Below are 20375 nucleotides of genomic sequence, written 5' to 3'. Positions count from 1 at the left end.
CTCGCCGTGAGGGGCCCGAGTCGCCCACCGTTCCAGTCTCCCACGCTGCCAATCGGCCGGACGCTGACCCGAAGGACATTGCGTCTGGTATCGCCAGCAGGGATCCGGCCGACTCCACGTCAGTTTTCGAAGCCGGGGACCGAGCCACTATACCGATGGATGGCGGCCCCGGTAGAGGCGCGGACGGGCAGGTTCCACGCGCTCGGGACGATTCCTCTCCGTAGTCACCGAGTGTCGTTACTCACCGTACGAGGCGGGACAACCGACGGTCAGCGAGCGGCTTGCCGCCGGTCTGGCAGGTCGGGCAGTACTGCAGGCTCGAATCGGCGAAGGACACCTCGCGCACGGTGTCGCCACAGACCGGGCAGGGCAGGCCGGTGCGGGCGTGCACCTTGAGCCCGGAGCGCTTCTCGCCCTTCAGCTCCGCCGCCCGCTGCCCCAGCGAGCGGCGGACCGCGTCGCCGAGCACCGCCCGGGTCGCCGTGTGCAGCGCGGCGACCTGATCGTCGGTGAGCCGGTCGGTGATCGTGAACGGCGAGAGCTTCGCCGCGTGCAGGATCTCGTCGGAGTACGCGTTGCCGACGCCCGCGAGCACCGACTGGTCGGTCAGCACCCCCTTGACCTGCCCCCGTCGGCTGCGCAGCCGCTCGCCGAAGGTCGCCAGGTCGGCGCCGAGGGCGTCCGGACCCAGCTTCGCCACCCCGGGCACCTGCGCCGGGTCGGTCACCAGGTACACGGCCAGCTTCTTCTGGGTGCCGGCCTCGGTCAGGTCGAAGCCGGAGCCGTCGTCGAGGCGGACCCGCAGGGCGACCGGACCCTTGCCGGGGCGCAGCGGAGCGGTCGACGGGAAGGCCTCCCGGTAGTGCAGCCAGCCCGCCCGGGCCAGGTGCACCACCAGGTGCAGGCCGCCGTCGACGACCACGTCGAGGAACTTGCCGTGCCGGCCGGCGTCCACCACCGCCCGGCCCGACAGCGCCGAGGGCGCCGGGTCGTACGTCTTCAGGGCGTTGATCGCGGCGACCTCGACCCGGTCGATCCGCCGCCCCACCGCGCGCTCACGCAGGTAACCCGCGAGCGCCTCCACCTCCGGTAGTTCGGGCACGTTCCAACGGTAGCCTTCTTTCCCGTGGGCGCGAGGAACGAGCTTGCGACTCCCCGCCGCGAGCGCGAGGAGTGAGCTCGCCAGCCCCGCAGCCGCGGGCAGAGCGCGGCACAGTCGCGAACGAGAGGCGAGCTCCGTGAGAATCGTGGTGGCGCACAACCGGTACCGGGAGGCCCAGCCCTCCGGCGAGAACACCATGGTCGACTCGGAGATCGCCCAGCTCACCGAGGCCGGCGTCGAGGTGCTGCCGTTCATCCGCAGCTCGGACGAGATCCCGTCGATGTCGAAGGCGGCCAAGGCGCTGCTGCCGATCTCCCCGATCTGGGCCCCGCGCGCCCAGGAGGACCTCGGCCGGCTGCTCACCGAGCGCCGCCCCGACGTGCTGCACCTGCACAACCCGTACCCGCTGATCTCGCCCTGGGTGGTGCGCACCGCGCACCGGCACGGCGTGCCGGTGGTGCAGACGGTGCACAACTACCGGCAGGTCTGCTCCTCCGGGATCTACTTCCGCGACGGGATGATCTGCCAGGACTGCAAGGGCCGGGCGCTGGGCGTGCCGGCGATCGTGCACCGCTGCTACCGCAACTCCCGGGCGCAGAGCGCGCTGATGGCGACCACCCTTGCCGTGCACCGGGGCACCTGGCGCTCCGTCGACCGGTTCATCGCGCTGACCTCGGCGATCGCCGACCACCTGCGGGACTACGGCATCCCGGACGAGCGGATCGTGGTCAAGCCCAACGCCGTGCCGGACCCGGGCCGGCCGGCCCCGCTCGGCGACGGGTTCCTCTACATGGCCCGGCTCACCCCGGAGAAGGGCCTCGACCTGCTGCTGCAGGCGTGGCGCCGGCACCCGGTCGGCGCGCTGGGCACGCTGCGCGTCGCCGGGGACGGCGAGCTGCGGCCGCTGGTCGAGGCCGCCGCCGCGGAACGCGCCGACGTGGTCTACCTGGGTCAGCTCGACCGGGCCGGGGTGCGCGCCGCGGTCGAGGCGAGCGCGGTGGTGATCGCCGCCTCCATGTGGCACGACGTCCTGCCGACCGTGATCATCGAGGCGCTGGCCAGCGGCCGGCCGGTGCTCGGCACGGCGCTCGGCGGCATCCCGTACCTGGTCGGGGCGGACGGTCCCCGCGAGCCCGCCGGCACCGGGCCGGCCGAGATCGCCTCCGCCGTCCCCGGCGCGGGCGTTGCGCCGCTGCCCGCCGGCGTGGTCCCCGGTACCGCCGGCTGGGTGGTCCCGCCGGAGCCCGCCGCGATGGCCGCCGCCCTCCCGGTCGCCCGGGCGAACGCCGCCGCACTGTCGGGACCGGCCCGGCTCCGCTACGAGCAGACCTTCCACCCCGACGTGGTCACCAAGCGCCTCCTCGACATCTACACCTCCCTCACCCACCCCTGACCCGCGGGGGCGAGGGGGCGGGGAAGGGGTCAGCGGAGGGAGGCGCGGGCGGAGAAGGCGATGCTGGCCAGGAGGAAGCCGCCGTTGACGATCGTGAAGGCGACGATCACCCAGAAGGTGAGGGCCGGGGCGACCATCAGCACCAGCGCGGCCACGAAGATCACCGCGCCGTAGTCGCGGATCAGCTTCATCAGGCGTACCGGCAGCGAGGTCGAGGTGACCATGCTGGCGGCGTTCGGGCCGGACTGCATCACCGAGGTCACCAGGTTGACCATCCAGGTGCCGGCGAAGGCCGCCACCAGCCAGGTCGGCGTCTCCGGCCGCTGCGCCACGGCGGTTGCCGCCAGGGCGGCCACCAGCGCGATCTGGGCGGCCACGTCGCAGAGCACGTCCACCCGGGCGCCCGCCGCGCTGCCCTGCCCGGTCACCCGGGCGAGCTGACCGTCGGCGCAGTCCAGCGCGTACGCGACCTGCCAGCCGACCAGCGCCGCCAACCCGACCACCCAGGCCGGTACGTCGCCCGCGGCGACCCGGTCGGCGAGCGCCACCACGGTCACCGAGGCGGCCAGCCCGAGCACCAGGTTGGTGATGGTCAGCGCGGTCGGGCGCAGCCCGAGGCGCTGGGCGACCAGCGCGAACACGGCGCCCAGCCACTGGCTGACCGACTCGCTGAACAGGCCGCCACCCCGGTTGACCCGGTGGAAGTCGGCGACGGTGGGACGGGGCTCAACCACAGTGGTCGCGGATTGCACCGGCGTAGTCTGCCAGTCGCTCCCGCGTCTCGGAAGGCGACATCGCCAGGTGTTCGAGGATGGTGTAGCGGTCCGGCCGGGTACGCGGCGCGAACTGCACCGCCTCGACGAACTGGTCGTCGGTCAGCCCCACGTCGGCGGGGAGGCGGGGCAGCTGGTGCCGGGCCAGGCAGGCCGACATCTCCGCGAAGCGCCGCCCGTCGCCGCGCAGCCAGGTGCAGAACAGCGCCCCGAGCCCGGCGAGCTCACCGTGCGAGGCGGTGTCGGGGAAGAGCGCGTCGACGGCGTGCATGATCTCGTGGCAGCCACCGCTGGCCGGCCGGCTGGTGCCGCAGACCGCCATCGCCAGGCCGCTGGAGATCAGCGCCTCGGCGAGCACGGTGACGAAGGCGTCGTCGGCCATGTCACCCGGGTGGTTGAGCACCGCCTCGGCGCCCATCCGGGCCAGCGAGGCGGCCAGCCCGTCCACCGGCTCGCCCCGGACCTGCCGGGCCAGCTCCCAGTCGGCCAGCGCGCTGATGTTGCTCACCGCATCGCCGATGCCCGCCCGGTTGTGCCGTTCCGGGCCGCTCTCCACGAAGTCCAGGTCGACGATGACCGCGATCGGGATGTGCACCCCGTAGGAGCCCTTGATCCCCTCGCTGATCAGGCTGGCGACCGGGGAGGCGATCCCGTCGTTGGCCAGGCTGGTGGCCACGGTGACCATGGGAAGTCCGCGCCGGGTGGCCGCGTACTTGGCGACGTCTATCGTCTTGCCGCCGCCGATGCCGACGACCGCGTCGTACGAGCGGGCCCGGAGCTTGCCGCCCAGGTCGTCGGCGGAGTCGAGGGTGCCACCGGCGACGGTGAACACGTCCGCCGACCGCAGCGACGGGCGGATCAACTCGGCGATCTGCTCGCCCTGGCCGGGACCCACCACCACCGCCACGTCGCCACCGGCGGAGATCCGCCCGTCGGCGAGGATCGCGGCGAGGTCGGCCACCGCCCCCCGTCGCACGTCGATGTGCAGCGGGGTGAGCACCGTACGGGCTAGTAGCGGCATGCGATCTCCCGCGCCCGGGCGAGATCGGCGTGGTTGTCCACCTCGACCCAGGAGACGTCGCCGATCGGCGCCGCCCGCACCTCGCCGCCCCGGTCGGCGAACTCCTGGTAGCCGTCCTCGTAGTAGAGGTTCGGGTCACGCCGCCAGGTCGCCTCCAGGGCGTCGGCGAGCGCGTCGGCCACCTGCGGCTCGATCAGGGTCGCGCCGATGTACTCCCCGTACGCCTCGCCCGGGTCCATCAGCTTGGTGATCCGGGTGAGCTGGCCGGCGGCGTCGAAGGTGGTCTTCATCTCCTCCTCGGCCAGCGCCTTGATGTTGTCGACGGCCAGCAGGATGCCCGGGCCGCGCTCGGCGAGCAGGGTCTTCTCCACGCTCACCGGGTGCACGGTGTCGCCGTTGACCAGCAGCACGCCCCGGGCGAAGTGCTCCCGGGCCAGCCAGAGCGAGTACGCGTTGTTCCACTCCTCGGCCTTGTCGTTGTGCACGAGGGTGAGCCGGACGCCGTAGCGCTCCTCCAGCGCCGCCTGCCGCTCCCGGACCGCGTCGGCGGCGTACCCGACCACGATGACGATCTCGGTGAGCCCGACCTCGGCGAGGTTGCGCAGCGCGATGTCCAGGATGGTGGTCTCACCGTCCACCGGCACCAGCGCCTTGGGCAGGGTGTCGGTGTACGGGCGCAGTCGGCGCCCCGCACCGGCCGCGAGCACCATCCCGATCATGCGGGGTCCTCCCTCGTACGACTCCAGGTCACCGTGGAGGATAGCCCCGCGTGACGGTGGACCCGTCGTCAACCGGGCAGGGCGGCCAGGTCGGCCAGGACCGCCAGCCGCTCCTCGGCGGTGAGCGCCGCGTACGGGCCGGCCGCCCGGCGGTCGGTCTCCAGCTCGATCGCCTGCCGTTCCGGCCCCTCGGGCAGCTCGCTGACGCTCGACGCGGTGTGCCCGGCGGCGGTCCACGCGGCGGCGTGCGCGTCGGCCCGGTGGTAACGCAGCGTGCCGAGCCGGTTCAGCAGGAGCACCCCGGGCGGCGTGCCGTCCGGCTCGTACGGCGGGGCCATGGTGGCGAACGCCGGCCCCGGCTCGGCGTCCGGCTCCCCGGCCAGCAGCAGCGCGTACGCCAGCAGCCGCCCGAACGCCTCGGCCAGCCGCAGCACCCGGTCGTCGTGCCCGGCCCACAGCTCCTCGGTGACCTCGCCGTGCACCTGGTAGATCTCGGTGAGGAAGTCGGCGCCGCGCTCGGTGGCGGCGAAGCCGCCGTCCGGCCGGCGGACGATCATGCCGTGCGCCACCTGTTTGTCCAGGGCTCGCTGGCAGGTGGCCGGGTCCCGGTAGCGGGTGACGGCGGCGAAGCCCGCCCCGTCGACCGCGCCGCCCGGCGCGGCGAGCCGGGTGCGGAACTCGACCAGGAAGCCGGTGGCGGCCGGCCCGCCGTACCGCTGGCTCAGTTCGGCGCCGCCGCCGTCGCGGCCGGCGAGCATGCCGGCGACGAAGGTCCGGTCGACCGCCGGGGCGACCAGCCCGGCGAACCGGTGTGGCGCCAGCTCGACGCCGGAGTTCACGTACGGGTCGACCGCAGCGCGGCGGCGAAGGCGTGCGGGCGGTCGTCCAGCGCGGTGACGACGCCCTCGCCCGGTCCCGGATGGTCGTCGATGATGTCCCAGGGTTTGGGAGAAAGGCTCCGCTCGGGAGGCCGGTGCCGGAGGAGGAGGCGGCCGTCGTGGTCGGCGGTCAGGGCGCCTGCGCAGCGGAGAGGGGCGGGGGGCACGCCTCGACAGTAGCGAGCGGGCACCGGTCGCGCCGATGCCCGGTCTTGTCCCGATCTGCCACGTGGGCCCACCATGTGGGTGTACCCGGTGCCGCCGTCCCAAAGGGGTGATGCGTGATGCAGGTTCGGGAAGCCATGTCCAACCAGGTGCTCATGGTCGGTCCGGAGCACACGCTCCGGCAGGCCGCTCAGATGATGTCGGCCCGTCGGGTCGGCTCGGCGGTGGTGATCGACCCGGACTCCGAAGGGGTCGGCATCATGACCGAACGTGACGTGCTCAACGCGATCGGGGCCGGGCTCGACTGCGACGTGGAGCGGACCAGAGCACACGTGAGCTGGGACGTCGTCTACGCCGGTCCGGACTGGACGGTGGAGGAGGCGGCCGCGGCGATGGCCCGGGGCGGGTTCCGCCACCTGGTGGTGTTCGACGGTCGGGAGGTGGCCGGGGTGATCTCCGTGCGCGACCTCATGCGGGTCTGGTCGCAGCAGCGACTCGCGGTGGGCTGACCTCCGGCCGGGGGTCGTCCGCACCTGTCGCGGCGGCCCCTGACCGGCCGAAACTCCTCGCCGACGAGAGTTCGGCTCACATCCGCCGGGCGATCATCTGCCCGCATGTTGAACTTGGCGTGTATGCCGGTCGGAGCGGGCGGGACAGGCCCTAGGCTCGTGCGCATGACCGCCGAGCAGCTGATCTCGTTCGCCCGTGGAGCTCCCTCGCTGGACATCGTGGATGTCGAGGGGCTCAAGGCAGCCGCCGTCCGTGCCTTCGACGCCGACCCCGCCGGGATCACGGCGTACGGCACCTCCGTCGGGTACCCGCCCCTGCGGAAGTGGATCGCCGAGAAGCACGGCGTCGAGGCGGATCAGGTGCTGATCACCAACGGCTCGCTCCAGGCGGACGCCTTCCTCTTCGACCACCTGGTGCGCCGTGGCGACGCGGTGGTGGTGGAGCGCCCCACGTACGACCGCACCCTGCTCAACCTCCAGCGGATGGGCGGCGAGATCCACGGCGTGTCGATCCAGCCGGACGGCCTGGACACCGCCGAGCTGCGCAAGCTGCTGGAGTCCGGGGTGCGGCCCCGGCTGGCGCACGTCATCCCGAACTACCAGAACCCGGCCGGCGTGACGCTCTCGCTGGAGAAGCGCCACGAGCTGCTCGACCTGGCCGCCGAGTACGAGTTCACGATCTTCGAGGACGACCCGTACGCCGACATCCGGTTCCGGGGCGAGGCGCTGCCGTCGATGCTCTCGCTGGACACCCGCAACGTGGTGGTGCACGCCTCCAGCTTCACCAAGACGGTCTGCCCGGGCGTCCGGGTCGGCTACCTGGTCGGGCCGGCGGACCTGATCGCCGACATCGCCAAGAAGGCGACCAGTCTCTACATCTCGCCCGGCATGGTCTCCGAGGCGATCGTGCACCAGTTCTGCGTCTCCGGGGACATCGAGCGGTCGATCGAGACCGTGTCGACCGCCCTCGGCGAGCGGGCCCGGGTGCTCGCCGAGTCGCTGCGCCGGCACCTCCCCGAGGCCAGCTTCGTGGAGCCGGACGGGGGCTACTTCCTCTGGGTGGAGTTCCCGGCGGACGTGGACGTGGCCCGGCTCGCGCCAGCCGCCGCCGAGCGGGGCGTCGCCGTGGTCAAGGGCAGCGACTTCATGGTCGACGGCGGGCGGCACGCGCTCCGGCTGGCCTTCTCCGCCGTCACCGCGGACCGGATCGACGAGGGTGTCCGCCGGCTCGCGGAGGCCGTGGCCGCCGTCCGGGGCTGAAAATATCTGTCGGGTTTCCGACAATCTGGCGATGCCGGCCGGCTCGGGGCACCCCTCGGGCCGGCCGGCGGCTCACAATGCTGCGAGCGTCGCTCACCTGCCCACGCGGCCGAGGCCAACCGGCCGCGCCACCCGTACGCGGGCGACGCCGCTGCGCATCACCCCCGCCCCCACCGGCGTCGGGTGGGCCGTGTCGCCCCCTCACCCCCCTGAAACGCGGCGCGGCCCGCCCGGCGCCACCCCCGTTGCATGCTCTTGCACCCGGGTGCCGGCCGGCCTCCGGCCGTGGCGTGTGACCGCTGACACGGGGGCGGACCAGCACCGAACCCGATGATCTCCGGCGGTGCAGCGGCAGGTCGACCGGCGGCGGGCGGCGCCACCGGCGCAGGGTCCGCACGGCCGGTGGGGGCGTAGCCTGCAAGCCGCAGCAGCGTGGGGAGGGGGACGCCATGACGGACCGGGTCCAGCGGGAGCGGTCGACGAACCAGCAGGCCGGCCGGGTGCTCAGCCCTCGCGCGTGGGCGGCGCCGGTCCGCGCGATGTCCCGCATCCTCAACGCCGACGGCACCCCCCGCATCCCGGCGCCGGCGGGGCCGGGACGCAGCGGCGTCGTCGACTGCGGCCTCTACGTCGACGGGGAACGCCGGCCCGGCCAGTGGCACTACGCCGACGCGCTGGAGGCCGCCCGCGCGGAGCGCAACGGTTTCGTCTGGCTCGGGCTGCACGAGCCGGAGCTGGCCGAGATGACCGCCATCGCCGAGACGTACGGCCTGCACGAGCTGGCGGTCGAGGACGCGGTCAAGGCCCAGCAGCGCCCGAAGCTGGAGCGCTTCGGCGAGGTGAGCTTCCTGGTGCTGCGCACGGCCCGCTACTGCGAGCACGCGGAGCTGACCGAGAACTCGGAGGTGGTCGAGACCGGCCAGGTGATGCTCTTCATCGGGCCGAACTTCCTGATCAGCGTCCGGCACGGCGACGCCTGCCGGCTCGCCCCGGTCCGGGCCGACCTGGAGGCCAAGCGGGAGCTGCTGCTGCACGGCCCGTGGGCCGTGGCGTACGCGATCACGGACCGGGTGGTGGACCTCTACCTGGAGGTGGCCGACCAGCTGGAGGACGACCTGGACGTGCTGGAGGCCGACGTCTTCGACCGGCAGAGCACCGGCCGGATCCAGCGGATCTACCAGATGAAGCGGGAGCTGGTGGAGTTCAAGCGGGCGGTGAGCCCGCTGCAGCGGCCGCTGCTGACCCTCACCGCACAGGTCAACCGGGAGGTGCCGGAGGAGGTGCGGCGCTACTTCCGGGACGTGCTGGACCACCTCAGCCGCACCGTTGAGCAGGTCAACTCCTACGACGACCTGCTCAACTCGATCCTCCAGGCGCGCCTGGCGCAGGTCACCGTCGACCAGAACAACGACATGCGCAAGATCGCCGCCTGGGCCGCCATCGCGGCCGTCTGGACCGCGTTCGCCGGGGTCTACGGGATGAACTTCGAGAACATGCCCGAGCTGAAGTGGACGTACGGCTATCCGGGCGTGCTGGCCCTGATGCTCGCCATCTCGCTCGCGCTGTACCGCTGGTTCCGCCGCAACGGCTGGCTCTGACCCCGACCCCGACCTCCCGGACCGGCCGCCGCCGGTGACGGGCCGGCGCGGTGGCCGACCCCGGACACGCCGGTGGCGCGGGAGCAGCCTCCCGCGCCACCGGCGATCCGCCTGCTCAGCGACGGGTGCTGGACTTGGCGCCGTTCTTGCCGAGCGCCTTGCCGAGGTCGTCCGCCGGTCGACCGGAGACGTCCTTGGCACCCTCGGCGACCGAGGGGACCTTGTCGTTGGGGTGGATCACCGGCTGGGTCCCGGGGGTGGTCGTCGAGGCGCTGTCGCCGCCGGCCACCGCCGAGCTGCCCGCACCGGTGGGGCCACCGGCCGTGCCGGCGCCGCTGGACATCGTGGACGAATCGGTCACCTTGCCTCCGTTCGCGGACGGCGTCTCCACGACCAGGGTGTCCACCTCGTCGCGGATCGTCTCCACGCCCTGGGTCGGGTCGTACTCGGCCCACTCCTGCTGCTCGCGGCGGCGGCGCATGGCCATCGCGCCGGCCACGCCGGCGACCGCGCCCGCGGCCAGCAGGCCGGTCATCATCGACCCGCTCTTCTTCTGCTTCTTCTTCGCGGCCTTCAGGTTCTTGGCCTTCGCCTTCTTGCTCATCGCCGCCTGCTTGGCGGCGGCGGCCTTGCGGCCGGTCACGACCTTGCCCGCCGTCTGCGCCTGGGCGTTGCGGACGGCCAGGGCCAGCGGCGCGAGCGCCGCGACCGTCGACGCGAAACCGCTGGACGCCCGGTCCCGCACGACGACGGCGGTCGGCGCGACGACGCCACGAGCCGCCTGCACCCGCGGCCCCACCGTGGCACCGGCACCCTTCGCCGCGTACGTGGCGGCCTGCCTCAGGTGACCGATGCCCTGGTTGAGCTCGGCCTTCGCGAGCTGCCCCTGGGTCTTGCGCCGCCCGATTCCAAACACGGTCCCACCTCCTGGGAGTTGTTCCTTCGTCATCCTCCACCTTCGGATGCCTCCGCACTGCCAGATCGGGCACATGGGAGGATCCGCATGGAACTGACCAACGAGTGAGGAGTACCCGTGGCCGAGGCTGTCTACGCCACCTTGCACACCAACGCTGGCCCGATCCGGCTGGAGCTCTTCGGAAACCACGCTCCGAAGACGGTCCGCAACTTCGTCGACCTGGCGGAGGGCAACAAGGAGTACACCGACCCGCGGACGGGTCAGCCGGGCAGCGGGCCGTACTACGACGGCACCATCTCGCACCGGGTGATCAGCGGCTTCATGATCCAGATGGGTGACCCGACCGGCACCGGCCGGGGTGGCCCGGGTTACAAGTTCGGCGACGAGTTCCACCCGGAGCTGCGCTTCGACCGGCCGTACCTGCTGGCGATGGCGAACGCCGGGCCGGGCACCAACGGCTCGCAGTTCTTCATCACGGTGTCGCCGACCCCGCACCTGAACAACCGGCACACCATCTTCGGCCAGGTCGCCGACGAGCAGTCGGCGAAGGTCGTGGACGCGATCGCGAACACCCCGACCGGCCCGAGCGACCGGCCGCTGCAGGACGTCGTGATCGAGCGGGTCGAGATCGAGCGCACCCCGGCCTGATCGCCCGGGCGAGGTACCTTTGCACGCATGACTGAACGCCCCGGGCCGGCCGGCGACGCCCCCGGTGGGCCGGTGCCGACCACTCCGGTCTGCTACCGCCACCCCGGCCGGGAGACGTACGTCCGCTGCACCCGCTGCGACCGGCCGATCTGTCCGGAGTGCATGCGGGAGGCCTCCGTCGGCCACCAGTGCCCGGAGTGCGTGAACGAGGGACGCCGCAGCGTACGGCCGGCGCGTACCGCCTTCGGTGGCGGTGCCGCCGGCCGACGCGGCCTCGTCACCCGCACCCTGATCGCGTTGAACGTGCTGGCCATGGTGCTGTCGATCCTCAGCGACCGGGGCGGCGACTCGATGGCCGGCGGCTCCGGCCTGGGCGGGCTGCTCGGCGGGGGTACCCCACTGACCCAGTGGGGCGCGGTGCTCGCGCAGTGGCCGCCGCAGTTCCCGGTGGAGGGCGTCGCCACCGGCGAGTGGTACCGCCTGGTCACCGCGATGTTCCTGCACTACGGCCTGGTGCACCTGCTGCTGAACATGTGGGCGCTCTGGGTGCTCGGCCGGGACCTGGAGGCGCTGCTCGGGCCGCTGCGCTTCCTCACCCTCTATCTGGTCGCCGGGCTCGGCGGCAACGTCGCGGCCTACCTGTTCAGCGACCCGGACGCGCCGACGGCCGGCGCGTCCACCGCGATCTTCGGGCTCTTCGCCGCCGTCTTCGTGATCATGCGCCGGCTGGGCCGGGACACCTCGGCGATCGTGCCGATCCTGGTGATCAACCTGATCTTCACCTTCACCGTGCCGAACATCTCCGTCCCGGGGCACCTCGGCGGCCTGGTCACCGGCGCGGCGATGGGCTGGGTGATGGCGTACGCGCCGCGGATGCGCCGGTCGTTCTTCCAGTCCGCCGGCACGGCCGTGATCCTGGTGGCGCTGCTCGGCCTGGTGCTGGTCCGCACCGTCGCGCTGACCGGCTAGCCGCTGCTCAGTGGGCGGCCCGCACCGCCCGCAGCGTCTCGGCCACCTCGTCCGGCGGGGCGTCCAGGTCGTACCGGCCGAAGATGTGCAGCGACTCCCCGGCGTCGATCTCCAGGGTCTCGGTGGAGAGCCCGAGCCGGGTCCGCCGGTCCACCGTGATCGCCTCGACGACCTGCCACGGCAGGTGGCGGCGGCCGGCGTACCCGTGGATGACGGTGACCCCCGCCGGGTCGGCGGCGAGCCGGACCGGGGCGAGCAGGTCGCGCAGCGCCCAGCCGAGCAGGCCGGCGGCGACCGCCACGGTCAGCGCCACCTGGACCGGGTCATCGTCGGAGAGCAGCAGGCCGAGCGCGACCAGCGCGACCGCGCCGACCAGCTTCACCACCGGCAGGGCCGGTGGCACCCGCCACTGGTGGGATGGGGACGATGGAGGCTGCACGGGTCCAGCATGCCAGCCGGACGCGGCCCGCTCCCGGGGGCGGACGACAGCGGCCTCCGGAGGACGTAGTATCGACGGCAGCCAGGTTACCGGGGAGTAGATATGAGTGACGCAGTCATCGTCGGCGCGGTACGGACCCCGGTCGGGCGGCGCAAGGGCAGCTTGGCCACCGTGCACCCGGTCGACCTCTCGGCGCACGTGCTGCGCGCCCTCGCCGAGCGCACCGGCATCGAGCCCGGCCAGGTCGACGACGTGGTCTGGGGCTGCGTGTCCCAGGTCGGCGAGCAGTCCTGGAACATCGCCCGCAACGGCGTGCTCGCCGCCGGCTGGCCCGAGTCGGTGCCCGGCACCACCCTGGACCGGCAGTGCGGGTCGAGCCAGCAGGCGCTGCACTTCGCCGCCGCCGCGGTCGCCTCCGGCCAGGCCGACCTGGTGGTCGCCGGTGGCGTCGAGTCGATGACCCGGGTGCCGATGGGCTCCAGCGTGGGCGGCGGGATGCCGTTCAGCGACCAGCTCCGCGACCGTTACCGGGGCGTGGAGGGCTTCGCCGACGACCAGCCGCTGCCGTTCAACCAGGGCGTGGGTGCCGAGCTGATCGCCGCGCGCTGGCGTTTCTCCCGTACCCAGCTCGACGAGTTCGCCCTGGCCAGCCACGAGAAGGCGGCCGCCGCGCAGGACGCCGGCGCGTTCGACCCCGAGCTGGCCCCGGTGGCGCTCGCCGACGGCGGCAAGTTCGCCGCCGACGAGGGCATCCGCCGGGACACCTCGCTGGAGAAGCTCGGCGAGCTGAAGACCCCGTTCCGCGCCGACGGCGTGGTCACCGCCGGGTCCGCATCGCAGATCTCCGACGGCGCGGCCGCGCTCGCCGTCACCACCAGCGAGTGGGCCAGCCGGCACGGCCTGCGGCCGCTGGCCCGCATCCACACCGCCGTGGTCGCCGCCGACGACCCGGTCACCATGCTCACCGCGCCGATCCCGGCCACCGCGAAGGCGCTGCGCCGCGCGGGGCTGGGCATCGAGGAGATCGGGGTGTACGAGGTGAACGAGGCGTTCGCCCCGGTCCCGCTGGCCTGGCTGGCGGAGACCGAGGCGGACCCGGAGCGGCTCAACCCGCGCGGCGGCGCGATCGCCCTCGGCCACCCGCTCGGCGCCAGTGGCGCCCGGATCATGACGACGATGCTCCAGCACATGCGGGACAACGGCATCCGGTACGGCCTGCAGACCATGTGCGAGGGCGGCGGCATGGCCAACGCCACCATCGTCGAGCTGCTCTGACGCTCGCGCGGGCGGAATACGCGTGACGGCGGGACCGGCGACGCCCTAGATTCCCGGCGTGACCGAGACCTCGACGCCCCGGGCCGACTGGGCCGACCCGCACTGGCAGGCGACCGCCCTGGACTGGGTGGCCGATCGGCTCGGCCGGCAGAGCCGCCGGGTGACCGGCCCGGTGGAACCCCGGGTCCGGCCCTGGTCCCTGGTGTGGCGGGTGCCCACCGACAGCGGGGACGTCTGGTTCAAGGCCAACAACCCGGGCACCCGGCACGAGGCGGCGCTCCTGGCCGAGCTGGCCCGGCTCACCCCGGGCCGGGTGCTCGACCCGATCGCCGTGGACGCCGGGCGCGGCTGGTCCCTGCTGCCCGACGGCGGCCCGAGCCTGCGGGACACGCTCGCCGCCGAGCCGGACCTGACCCGCTGGGAGCGGCTGCTGCCCGGGTACGCTGCGCTCCAGCTCACCGTCGCGCCGCACGCGCAGCGGCTGCTCGCCCTCGGGGTGCCCGACCACCGCCCGGAGGAGATGCCGCGGCGGTTCGAGGTGCTGCTGGACGACGAGGAGGCGCTGCTGCTCGGCGCGGAGGGCGGGCTGGAACCGGAGCTGCACGGCCGGCTGCGGGCGTACCGGGGGGAGTTCGAGACGCTCTGCCGGCGGCTGGCGGACTTCGGGGTGCCGCCGAGCATCCAGCACGACGACCTGCACGACGGCAACGCCTTCGTGGCCCCCGACGGGTACCGCTTCTTCGACTGGGGCGACGCCTCCGTCGCCCACCCCTTCGGCACGCTGCTGGTGACGCTCCGCTCCGTGGCGTACGCCGGGAAACTGGCCGCCGACGACCCGGCGCTGCTGCGGCTGCGGGACGCGTACCTGGAGGCGTGGACCGACCGGTACGACCGGGCCGCGCTGCGCGAGGCCGCCGAGCTGGCGATGCGGGTGACCACGGTCAGCCGGGCACTCTCCTGGCAGCGCGCCCTGGTCACCTCCGACCCGGCCCGCGCCGAGTACGCCGAGGCGGTGCCCGGCTGGCTCGGGGAGCTGTTCGCGCCCCTGCCGGTGTGACCGTCCGCGGTGGTCGGCGCGAATCCGAGGCGGGCAGGTCCGGAGTGGACGGGGTGGACAGCCGGGCGGCGGCCCGGCAGGATTCCCCCGGTCGGCGTCGAGCGCGTGTCCACGCCCGCTCCGCCGGCCGACGACCTTCACCAGAACGGGGAACCCGTGACGATCGCCTCCGCTCCGTCGACCCTGCGGCGGACCGCCCGCCGGCTGCTGACCGCCGCCGTGGCCGGGATGCTTCTCGCGACCGCGTCGGTCACCGCCACTAGCGCACCGGCCCAGGCGGCCGGCTACAACGGACCGCATCCGGGCACCTTCACCGGGCTGGGCTTCGACGCCTGCACCGCGCCGTCGGACGCCCAGATGACCGCCTGGCTGCAGTCGCCGTACCGGGCGGTCGGCGTCTACATCGGCGGGGTCAACCGGGGCTGCGCCCAGCCCAACCTGACCCGGGAGTGGGTGGCGAGCCAGCAGGCGAAGGGCTGGCGGCTCTTCCCGCTCTACGTCGGCCTCCAGGCGCCCTGCACGACGTACCTGCGGCGGATCGACCCGGCGCAGGCGGCGGCCCAGGGCCGGGCGGCGGCCGACGACGCGGCGACGAACGCCCTCAACCTCGGCATCGTCCTGCAGAGCACCATCATCCTGGACATCGAGTACTACAACGCGGGCGACACCGCCTGCTCGGCTGCGGTGCTCTCGTTCAGCAGCGCGTGGAGCGCCCGCCTGCACGACCACGGCTACCTTTCCGGTCTCTACACCAGCAGCGGCGGGGGCGGTCTCCAGGACCACGTGGCCGCCCACGGGAAGCCGGGGCACGTGTCTCCCGACATGGTGGACTTCGCCAACTGGGACGGCGTGAAGACGGTGTCCGACCCCACCATCCCCGCGACCTACTGGGTGAAGCGGCGGATGAAGCAGTACCAGGGCGACCACGACGAGACGTGGGGCGGCGTCACGATCAACATCGACAGCAACTACCTCGACCTGGAGCTGGCACCGACGCGGTACCGGTCGGGTGTGGTGAGGCCGACCCGCTGACCCGAGCCGTTCCGGCGTCCGTCCACTCCACGACCGGGTGGACGGCGACGGGGTGGACAGCCGCGGCACCGGCCGGGCAGGATGCCCCGGTCGGTGTCGCCTGTCGATGCCGTCTGTCCGTGCCCGCTCCGACGACCTTCACGCAGAACGGGGAATCCGTGACGATCAGCTCCGCTCCGTCGGGTCTGCGGCGGGCCGCCCGCCGGCTGCTGACCGCCGCCGTGGCCGGAATGCTCCTCGCCACCGTCGGGGTCGGCGCCAGCGACCGCCCGGCTCGGGCCGCCGGCTACACCGGGCCGCACCCGGGGAACTTCACCGGGCTGGGCTTCGACACCTGTGCCGCGCCCTCCGGCGCCCAGATGACGGCCTGGTTGCAGTCGCCGTACCGGGCGATCGGGATCTACATCGGTGGGATCAACCGGGGCTGCGCGCAGGCCAACCTCACCAAGGAGTGGGTGGCGAGCCAGCAGTCCAAGGGCTGGCGGTTCTTCCCGCTCTACGTCGGCCTCCAGGCGCCGTGCTCGACGTACCAGCGGCGGATCGACCCGGCGCAGGCGACGGCGCAGGGGCGGGCGGCGGCCGACGACGCGGTGACCAAGGCCCGGGGCCTGGGCCTCGCGAAGCAGAGCACGATCATCCTGGACATGGAGCGCTACCCCTCGGGCAACGCCGCCTGCTCGACCGCGGTCCTGAAGTTCAGCAGCGCCTGGACCGCCCGCCTGCACGACCACGGCTACCTGTCCGGCCTCTACACCAACACCCGCTCCGCCGGTCTCCCGGATCACGTCGCCGCCTACTCCCAGCCCGGCCACACCCGGCCGGATGTCCTGGACTTCGCCAACTGGGACGGCGTGCAGACCACGTCGGACCCGGCCATCCCGGCGACCTACTGGTCGCCGAAGCGGCGGATGAAGCAGTACCAGGGCGACCACCACGAGACCTGGGGCGGCGTCCGGCTCAACATCGACAGCAACTACCTCGACCTCGAGGTGTCGATGACCCGGTACCGGTCGGCGACCGTGACGCCGACCCGGCCCACGTCGCGCGCGGCCGGGTTCGGTCCGTTCCGGTCCACCCGTACGACCCGCTGACCCGAGCCGTTCTCGCGTCCGTCCGCCCGACGACGGACAGGCGGTGCGACGGGCGTCGTGGAACTTCCAAAAGTCGGTAGTGACCCACATCACCCCAGGTCAAGGCTCGTTGGGCAGGTCATGGACGTCTTCTCCCGAACGTTCCTCCCCGCCGCCGCCGAGACCGGCCTGGCGGTCCAGACCGTGAGCCGGCACATGCCGATCTTCCGGCAGTGCGTCGGCTCCGGCGACGCCACCATCCTGGTCGCCCGGTGCGGCCGCCCCGACCGGCCGGTGGCCGGCGAATACCTCCTCCTGCTGACCCACCGCCGGATGGTGGTCACCCAGCAGACCCGGGTGCTGCACCGGCTCCGCCTGCACCTCAACACCGAGCTGCGCGAGCTGAGCAACGTCACCTGGAGCCCCGACCCGCGCGCCCAGTCCGTCGAGCTGGCCGCCACCGCGATCGACGGGGTCCGCGAGCGGTTCGTCATCCACACCCAGCACCCGAAGCAGGTGTGGCAGCTCGACACGCTGCTCAACCACGCGTTCCGCACCCGGCTGCGCACGCCGAAGGAGCGGGTCGTGGCCACCATCGGCGAGGTGCCCGCCACCGCCGGCGGCCCGGTGCTGCGTCCCGTACCGGCCCGCTGAGGAGCATCCTTACCTGACCCGAACACGGCCACACCTCGCCGGTGACCGCCGGTCGGTCATCATGGGCCGGTGACCGCCGACGCCCCGCAACGCGGGCTGGTCCTCGTGGTGGAGGACGAGCCGGCCATCGCCGACCTGGTCCGGCTCTACCTGAGCCGGGAGGGCTTCGGCGTACACCTGGAACGGGACGGCACGGCCGGTCTGGCCGCTGCCCGCCGGCTGCGTCCGGTGGCCTGCGTGCTCGACATCACGCTGCCCGGCCTGGCCGGCACCGAGATCTGCCGCCGACTTCGGGAGGCGGGCGACTGGACGCCGGTCATCTTCCTCACCGCCCGCGACGACGAGGTCGACCGGATCGTCGGGCTGGAACTCGGCGCGGACGACTACGTCACCAAGCCGTTCAGCCCCCGCGAACTCGTCGCCCGGGTCCGCGCGGTGCTGCGCCGTACGGCCGGCGCGCCCGAGGGGGCGGAGCGCGCCCGGACGGTCGGCGCCGTCACCCTCGACCCGGCCCGCCGCACGGTCACCGCGCAGGGCGCCCCGGTCCAGCTCACCTCCACCGAGTTCGACCTGCTCGCCCACCTGATGGCCCGCCCGGGCCGGGTTTTCACCCGGGAGGAACTGCTGGCCGGGGTCTGGGGGTACGCGGCGCACGCCGGCACCAGGACCGTCGACGTGCACGTGGCGCAGGTCCGGGCCAAGCTCGGCGCGGCCAGCGTGATCCGTACCCACCGCGGCGTCGGGTACGCGGCCGATGGCTGACCCCGGCCGGCCGCACGAGCCCACCGTCGCGCTGCCGGTGCTCGGGCCCCGGCCCGCACCCGCGCCCCGGCGTCGCCGCTTCACCGACACCCTCACCGCCCGCGCGGTCCTGGTCACCTGCGCGGTGGCGCTGGTCTCCGTGCTGGTCACCGCCCTGGTCGCGGTCCCCCTGGCGGTACGCGGGGCGGAGCGCCGCGACCAGGCGGCGCTCGCCGCCCAGGCCCGCCTCGCCACCGACGTGCTGCGGGTCCGCCCGGTGCGGCAGCGCGACGCCGCCGGCGACCGGCTGATCCGCCAGCTCCGCCAGCAGGAGATCGAGGTGTACGTCGTGCGCGCCGGCACGGTCGACCGCCCCGGGCTGCCGAGGCAGGTGTTGAACCGGATCTCCGCCGGCAAGGACGTCTCCGGCCGTCGACTGGTGGACGGCCGGCGCGCCCTGGTCGAGGGGCGGGCCCTGCCCGCCGGGGACGGCGTGGTGCTGACCCGGGCCACCAGCAGCGGCCCCTGGCGGGAGGTGCTGCGCAGTCTCTGGCTGCCGCTGCTCGCCGGGCTGGCCGCCGGGGTCGCCGCCGGGCTGCTCCTCGCCCGCCGGCTGGCCCGGCCGATCCGGCACGCCGCCGACGCCGCCGCCCGGCTGCGCACCGGTGACCGGGCGGTACGCGTACCGGTGGAGCCGCCGGACGAGGTCGCCGACCTGGCGTACGCGCTGAACGGCCTGGCCGCCGCGCTCGCCACCAGCGAGGGGCGGCAACGGGAGTTCCTGCTCTCCGTCTCCCACGAGCTGCGCACCCCACTGACCGCGATCCGGGGCTGGGCCGAGGCGCTGGCCGACGGGGTGATCGACGCGGACGAGGCGCCCGGCACCGGGCGGACCATGCTCGCCGAGGCGGAGCACCTGGACCGGCTGGTCAGCGACCTGCTGGCGCTGGCCCGGCTGGAGGCGGCGGACTTCCCGCTGGAACCGGTACCGGTCGACCTCACCCGGCTGGCCGCCGACGCCGAGCGCACCTGGTCGGACCGGTGCGCGGCGGTCGGGGTGCCGTTCCGGCTGGAGGTGCCGGCGACCGCGGTGCCGGCGTACACCGATCCGGGGCGGATCCGGCAGGTGGTGGACGGGCTGCTGGAGAACGCGCTGCGGGTCGTACCCCCGGGGGCGCCGGTGGTGCTCGCGGTCCGGCCGGCCGGCGCGGACCCGGCCGCCGGTGGGGTGCTGGAGGTCCGCGACGGCGGGCCCGGCTTCACCGACGACGACCTGGCGGTGGCCTTCGAGCGCGGGGCGCTGCACCAGCGCTACCGGGGGGTGCGCAAGGTGGGCAGCGGGCTCGGGCTGGCGCTCGCCGCCGGCCTGGTGCGCCGGCTCGGTGGGGAGATCGTCGCCGGGCACGCCGCCGAGGGCGGGGCGGCGTTCACCGTCCGGCTGCCCGCCCATCCTTACCTGACCCGAACATCGGCCTGACGCGCCGCCCATCCGGCCGCGCGACGCTGGCAGCACCACCGACGAGAGGGAGTGTCATGGCACTTCAGGGATTCGCCGTCGTCACCACGTCGCTGCTCGCAGCGGTCGCGCTCGGCCTCACCGGCTGCGGTCCGGCCCCGGTCGCCGAGAGCGCGGCGCAGCAGGCCGCGGTCGACGTCGCCGCGGCGATGGGCGTGGAGGGCCAGGCGCTCGCCGCCCTGGGGTTCGACCCCGCCGAGCTGGAACTGGTGGCCGCTCCCGCGCCGTCGGCCTCCGGGTCGGCCGTGCCGGAGGCCGGCCCGAAGGGCAAGCGCGGTGAGCGGGCCGAGGAGTGGCGCAAGCGGCGTCAGGCCCGGGTGCTGCTGCGGAAGAACACCCTGCACGGCGAGGCCGTCGTGCAGACCAAGGACGGCGGTACGAAGACCGTCGTGGTGCAGCGCGGCGAGGTCACCGCGGTCGACGGCGACTCGGTGACCGTGAAGTCCACCGACGGCTTCACCCTGACCTGGACGTTCGGCGACAAGCTCCGGGTGGTCGAGCGGCGCACGACGATCCAGTCGAGCGACGTCAAGGTCGGTACGAAGATCGGCGTCGCGGGCGCCAAGGACGGCGAGAAGACGGTCGCGCGGCTGATCGTGGTCCCGGTCAAGCAGCAGTGACCCGGACGGAGCCGGCGCGG

22 protein-coding genes are annotated in these 20375 nt (G+C 73.7%); 14 read left to right on the top strand and 8 right to left on the bottom strand.

The genetic code is table 11. The features are described from left to right. Positions 1-241 precede the first annotated feature (241 nt). Positions 242-1102, bottom strand: coding sequence for an Fpg/Nei family DNA glycosylase (locus V6U88_RS15465; RefSeq protein WP_334453604.1), 861 nt, complete (start codon positions 1100-1102; stop codon positions 242-244). A gap of 136 nt (positions 1103-1238) precedes the next feature. Here V6U88_RS15465 and V6U88_RS15460 point away from each other — a divergent pair, with 136 nt between their 5' ends. Next, on the top strand, positions 1239-2495 hold the full coding sequence (locus V6U88_RS15460; RefSeq protein WP_334453602.1) for a glycosyltransferase family 4 protein: 1257 nt from the start codon (positions 1239-1241) through the stop codon (positions 2493-2495). 29 nt (positions 2496-2524) lie between these two features. Here the strand turns inward: V6U88_RS15460 and V6U88_RS15455 are convergent, their stop codons facing one another. From V6U88_RS15455 to V6U88_RS15435, 5 genes are all read right to left on the bottom strand, one after another. Further along, positions 2525-3247 (bottom strand): CDP-alcohol phosphatidyltransferase family protein, encoded by a 723-nt coding sequence (locus V6U88_RS15455; protein ID WP_334453600.1) that lies wholly within the window; start codon positions 3245-3247, stop codon positions 2525-2527. Further along, a complete protein-coding gene (locus V6U88_RS15450; protein WP_334453599.1) occupies positions 3222-4289 on the bottom strand; it encodes an iron-containing alcohol dehydrogenase family protein in 1068 nt (355 codons plus the stop codon). The genes V6U88_RS15455 and V6U88_RS15450 overlap by 26 nt, the downstream gene beginning before the upstream one ends. Then, the gene (locus V6U88_RS15445; RefSeq protein ID WP_334453597.1) at positions 4277-5008 is read right to left on the bottom strand and encodes a phosphocholine cytidylyltransferase family protein; all 732 of its coding nucleotides are present in this window, start codon (positions 5006-5008) and stop codon (positions 4277-4279) included. The genes V6U88_RS15450 and V6U88_RS15445 overlap by 13 nt, the downstream gene beginning before the upstream one ends. Positions 5009-5076: 68 nt before the next feature. Then, the gene (locus V6U88_RS15440; protein WP_334453596.1) at positions 5077-5847 is read right to left on the bottom strand and encodes a hypothetical protein; all 771 of its coding nucleotides are present in this window, start codon (positions 5845-5847) and stop codon (positions 5077-5079) included. Then, positions 5844-6053 carry a hypothetical protein gene (locus tag V6U88_RS15435; protein WP_334453594.1) on the bottom strand — a complete coding sequence of 70 codons (210 nt, stop codon included), beginning with the start codon at positions 6051-6053 and terminating at the stop codon, positions 5844-5846. The genes V6U88_RS15440 and V6U88_RS15435 overlap by 4 nt, the downstream gene beginning before the upstream one ends. Before the next feature lie 117 nt (positions 6054-6170). Between V6U88_RS15435 and V6U88_RS15430 the strand changes: the two genes are divergently transcribed. The 3 genes from V6U88_RS15430 (at position 6171) to corA (ending at position 9418) form a co-directional block, all read left to right on the top strand. After that, positions 6171-6560: a CBS domain-containing protein gene (locus tag V6U88_RS15430; RefSeq protein ID WP_334453592.1), complete on the top strand. Its 390-nt coding sequence runs from the start codon at positions 6171-6173 to the stop codon at positions 6558-6560. Positions 6561-6725: 165 nt separating this feature from the next. Next, positions 6726-7820: an aminotransferase-like domain-containing protein gene (locus tag V6U88_RS15425; RefSeq protein WP_334453591.1), complete on the top strand. Its 1095-nt coding sequence runs from the start codon at positions 6726-6728 to the stop codon at positions 7818-7820. Between the two features lie 449 nt (positions 7821-8269). Continuing rightward, positions 8270-9418, top strand: coding sequence for a magnesium/cobalt transporter CorA (gene corA, locus V6U88_RS15420; RefSeq protein ID WP_334453590.1), 1149 nt, complete (start codon positions 8270-8272; stop codon positions 9416-9418). Between the two features lie 115 nt (positions 9419-9533). Here the strand turns inward: corA and V6U88_RS15415 are convergent, their stop codons facing one another. Continuing rightward, the gene (locus V6U88_RS15415) at positions 9534-10367 is read right to left on the bottom strand and encodes a hypothetical protein (RefSeq protein WP_334453588.1); all 834 of its coding nucleotides are present in this window, start codon (positions 10365-10367) and stop codon (positions 9534-9536) included. An 84-nt stretch (positions 10368-10451) separates the two neighbouring features. Between V6U88_RS15415 and V6U88_RS15410 the strand changes: the two genes are divergently transcribed. After that, entirely contained in the window at positions 10452-10982 is a 531-nt protein-coding gene (locus V6U88_RS15410; protein ID WP_334453586.1) for a peptidylprolyl isomerase, read from the top strand. A gap of 27 nt (positions 10983-11009) precedes the next feature. Further along, positions 11010-11951 (top strand): rhomboid family intramembrane serine protease, encoded by a 942-nt coding sequence (locus V6U88_RS15405; protein ID WP_334453584.1) that lies wholly within the window; start codon positions 11010-11012, stop codon positions 11949-11951. Between the two features lie 7 nt (positions 11952-11958). Here V6U88_RS15405 and V6U88_RS15400 read toward each other — a convergent pair whose 3' ends face one another. Next, entirely contained in the window at positions 11959-12390 is a 432-nt protein-coding gene (locus tag V6U88_RS15400; protein WP_334453582.1) for a PH domain-containing protein, read from the bottom strand. Between the two features lie 102 nt (positions 12391-12492). On the opposite strand from V6U88_RS15400, the gene V6U88_RS15395 reads away from it, so the two are divergent. From V6U88_RS15395 to V6U88_RS15360, 8 genes are all read left to right on the top strand, one after another. After that, positions 12493-13665: a thiolase family protein gene (locus V6U88_RS15395; protein WP_334453580.1), complete on the top strand. Its 1173-nt coding sequence runs from the start codon at positions 12493-12495 to the stop codon at positions 13663-13665. A gap of 58 nt (positions 13666-13723) precedes the next feature. Beyond that, positions 13724-14722, top strand: coding sequence for a phosphotransferase (locus V6U88_RS15390; RefSeq protein WP_334453578.1), 999 nt, complete (start codon positions 13724-13726; stop codon positions 14720-14722). A 156-nt stretch (positions 14723-14878) separates the two neighbouring features. Continuing rightward, entirely contained in the window at positions 14879-15754 is an 876-nt protein-coding gene (locus V6U88_RS15385) for a DUF1906 domain-containing protein (protein WP_334453577.1), read from the top strand. A gap of 158 nt (positions 15755-15912) precedes the next feature. Next, on the top strand, positions 15913-16845 hold the full coding sequence (locus V6U88_RS15380; protein ID WP_334453576.1) for a DUF1906 domain-containing protein: 933 nt from the start codon (positions 15913-15915) through the stop codon (positions 16843-16845). 120 nt (positions 16846-16965) lie between these two features. Next, positions 16966-17478 carry a hypothetical protein gene (locus tag V6U88_RS15375; RefSeq protein ID WP_334453574.1) on the top strand — a complete coding sequence of 171 codons (513 nt, stop codon included), beginning with the start codon at positions 16966-16968 and terminating at the stop codon, positions 17476-17478. A gap of 69 nt (positions 17479-17547) precedes the next feature. Continuing rightward, the gene (locus V6U88_RS15370) at positions 17548-18240 is read left to right on the top strand and encodes a response regulator transcription factor (protein WP_334453573.1); all 693 of its coding nucleotides are present in this window, start codon (positions 17548-17550) and stop codon (positions 18238-18240) included. Beyond that, positions 18233-19696: a sensor histidine kinase gene (locus V6U88_RS15365; RefSeq protein ID WP_334453571.1), complete on the top strand. Its 1464-nt coding sequence runs from the start codon at positions 18233-18235 to the stop codon at positions 19694-19696. The genes V6U88_RS15370 and V6U88_RS15365 overlap by 8 nt, the downstream gene beginning before the upstream one ends. Before the next feature lie 56 nt (positions 19697-19752). Continuing rightward, the gene (locus tag V6U88_RS15360) at positions 19753-20355 is read left to right on the top strand and encodes a hypothetical protein (RefSeq protein WP_334453570.1); all 603 of its coding nucleotides are present in this window, start codon (positions 19753-19755) and stop codon (positions 20353-20355) included. The last annotated feature ends 20 nt before the right edge of the window (positions 20356-20375 follow it).

It is taken from the genome of Micromonospora sp. CPCC 205739 (assembly GCF_036906795.1).
Classification (GTDB): Bacteria; Actinomycetota; Actinomycetes; order Mycobacteriales; family Micromonosporaceae; genus Micromonospora.
The sequence above is the reverse complement of the archived record's forward strand: the minus strand, read 5'-3'. Positions and strand labels throughout refer to the sequence as shown.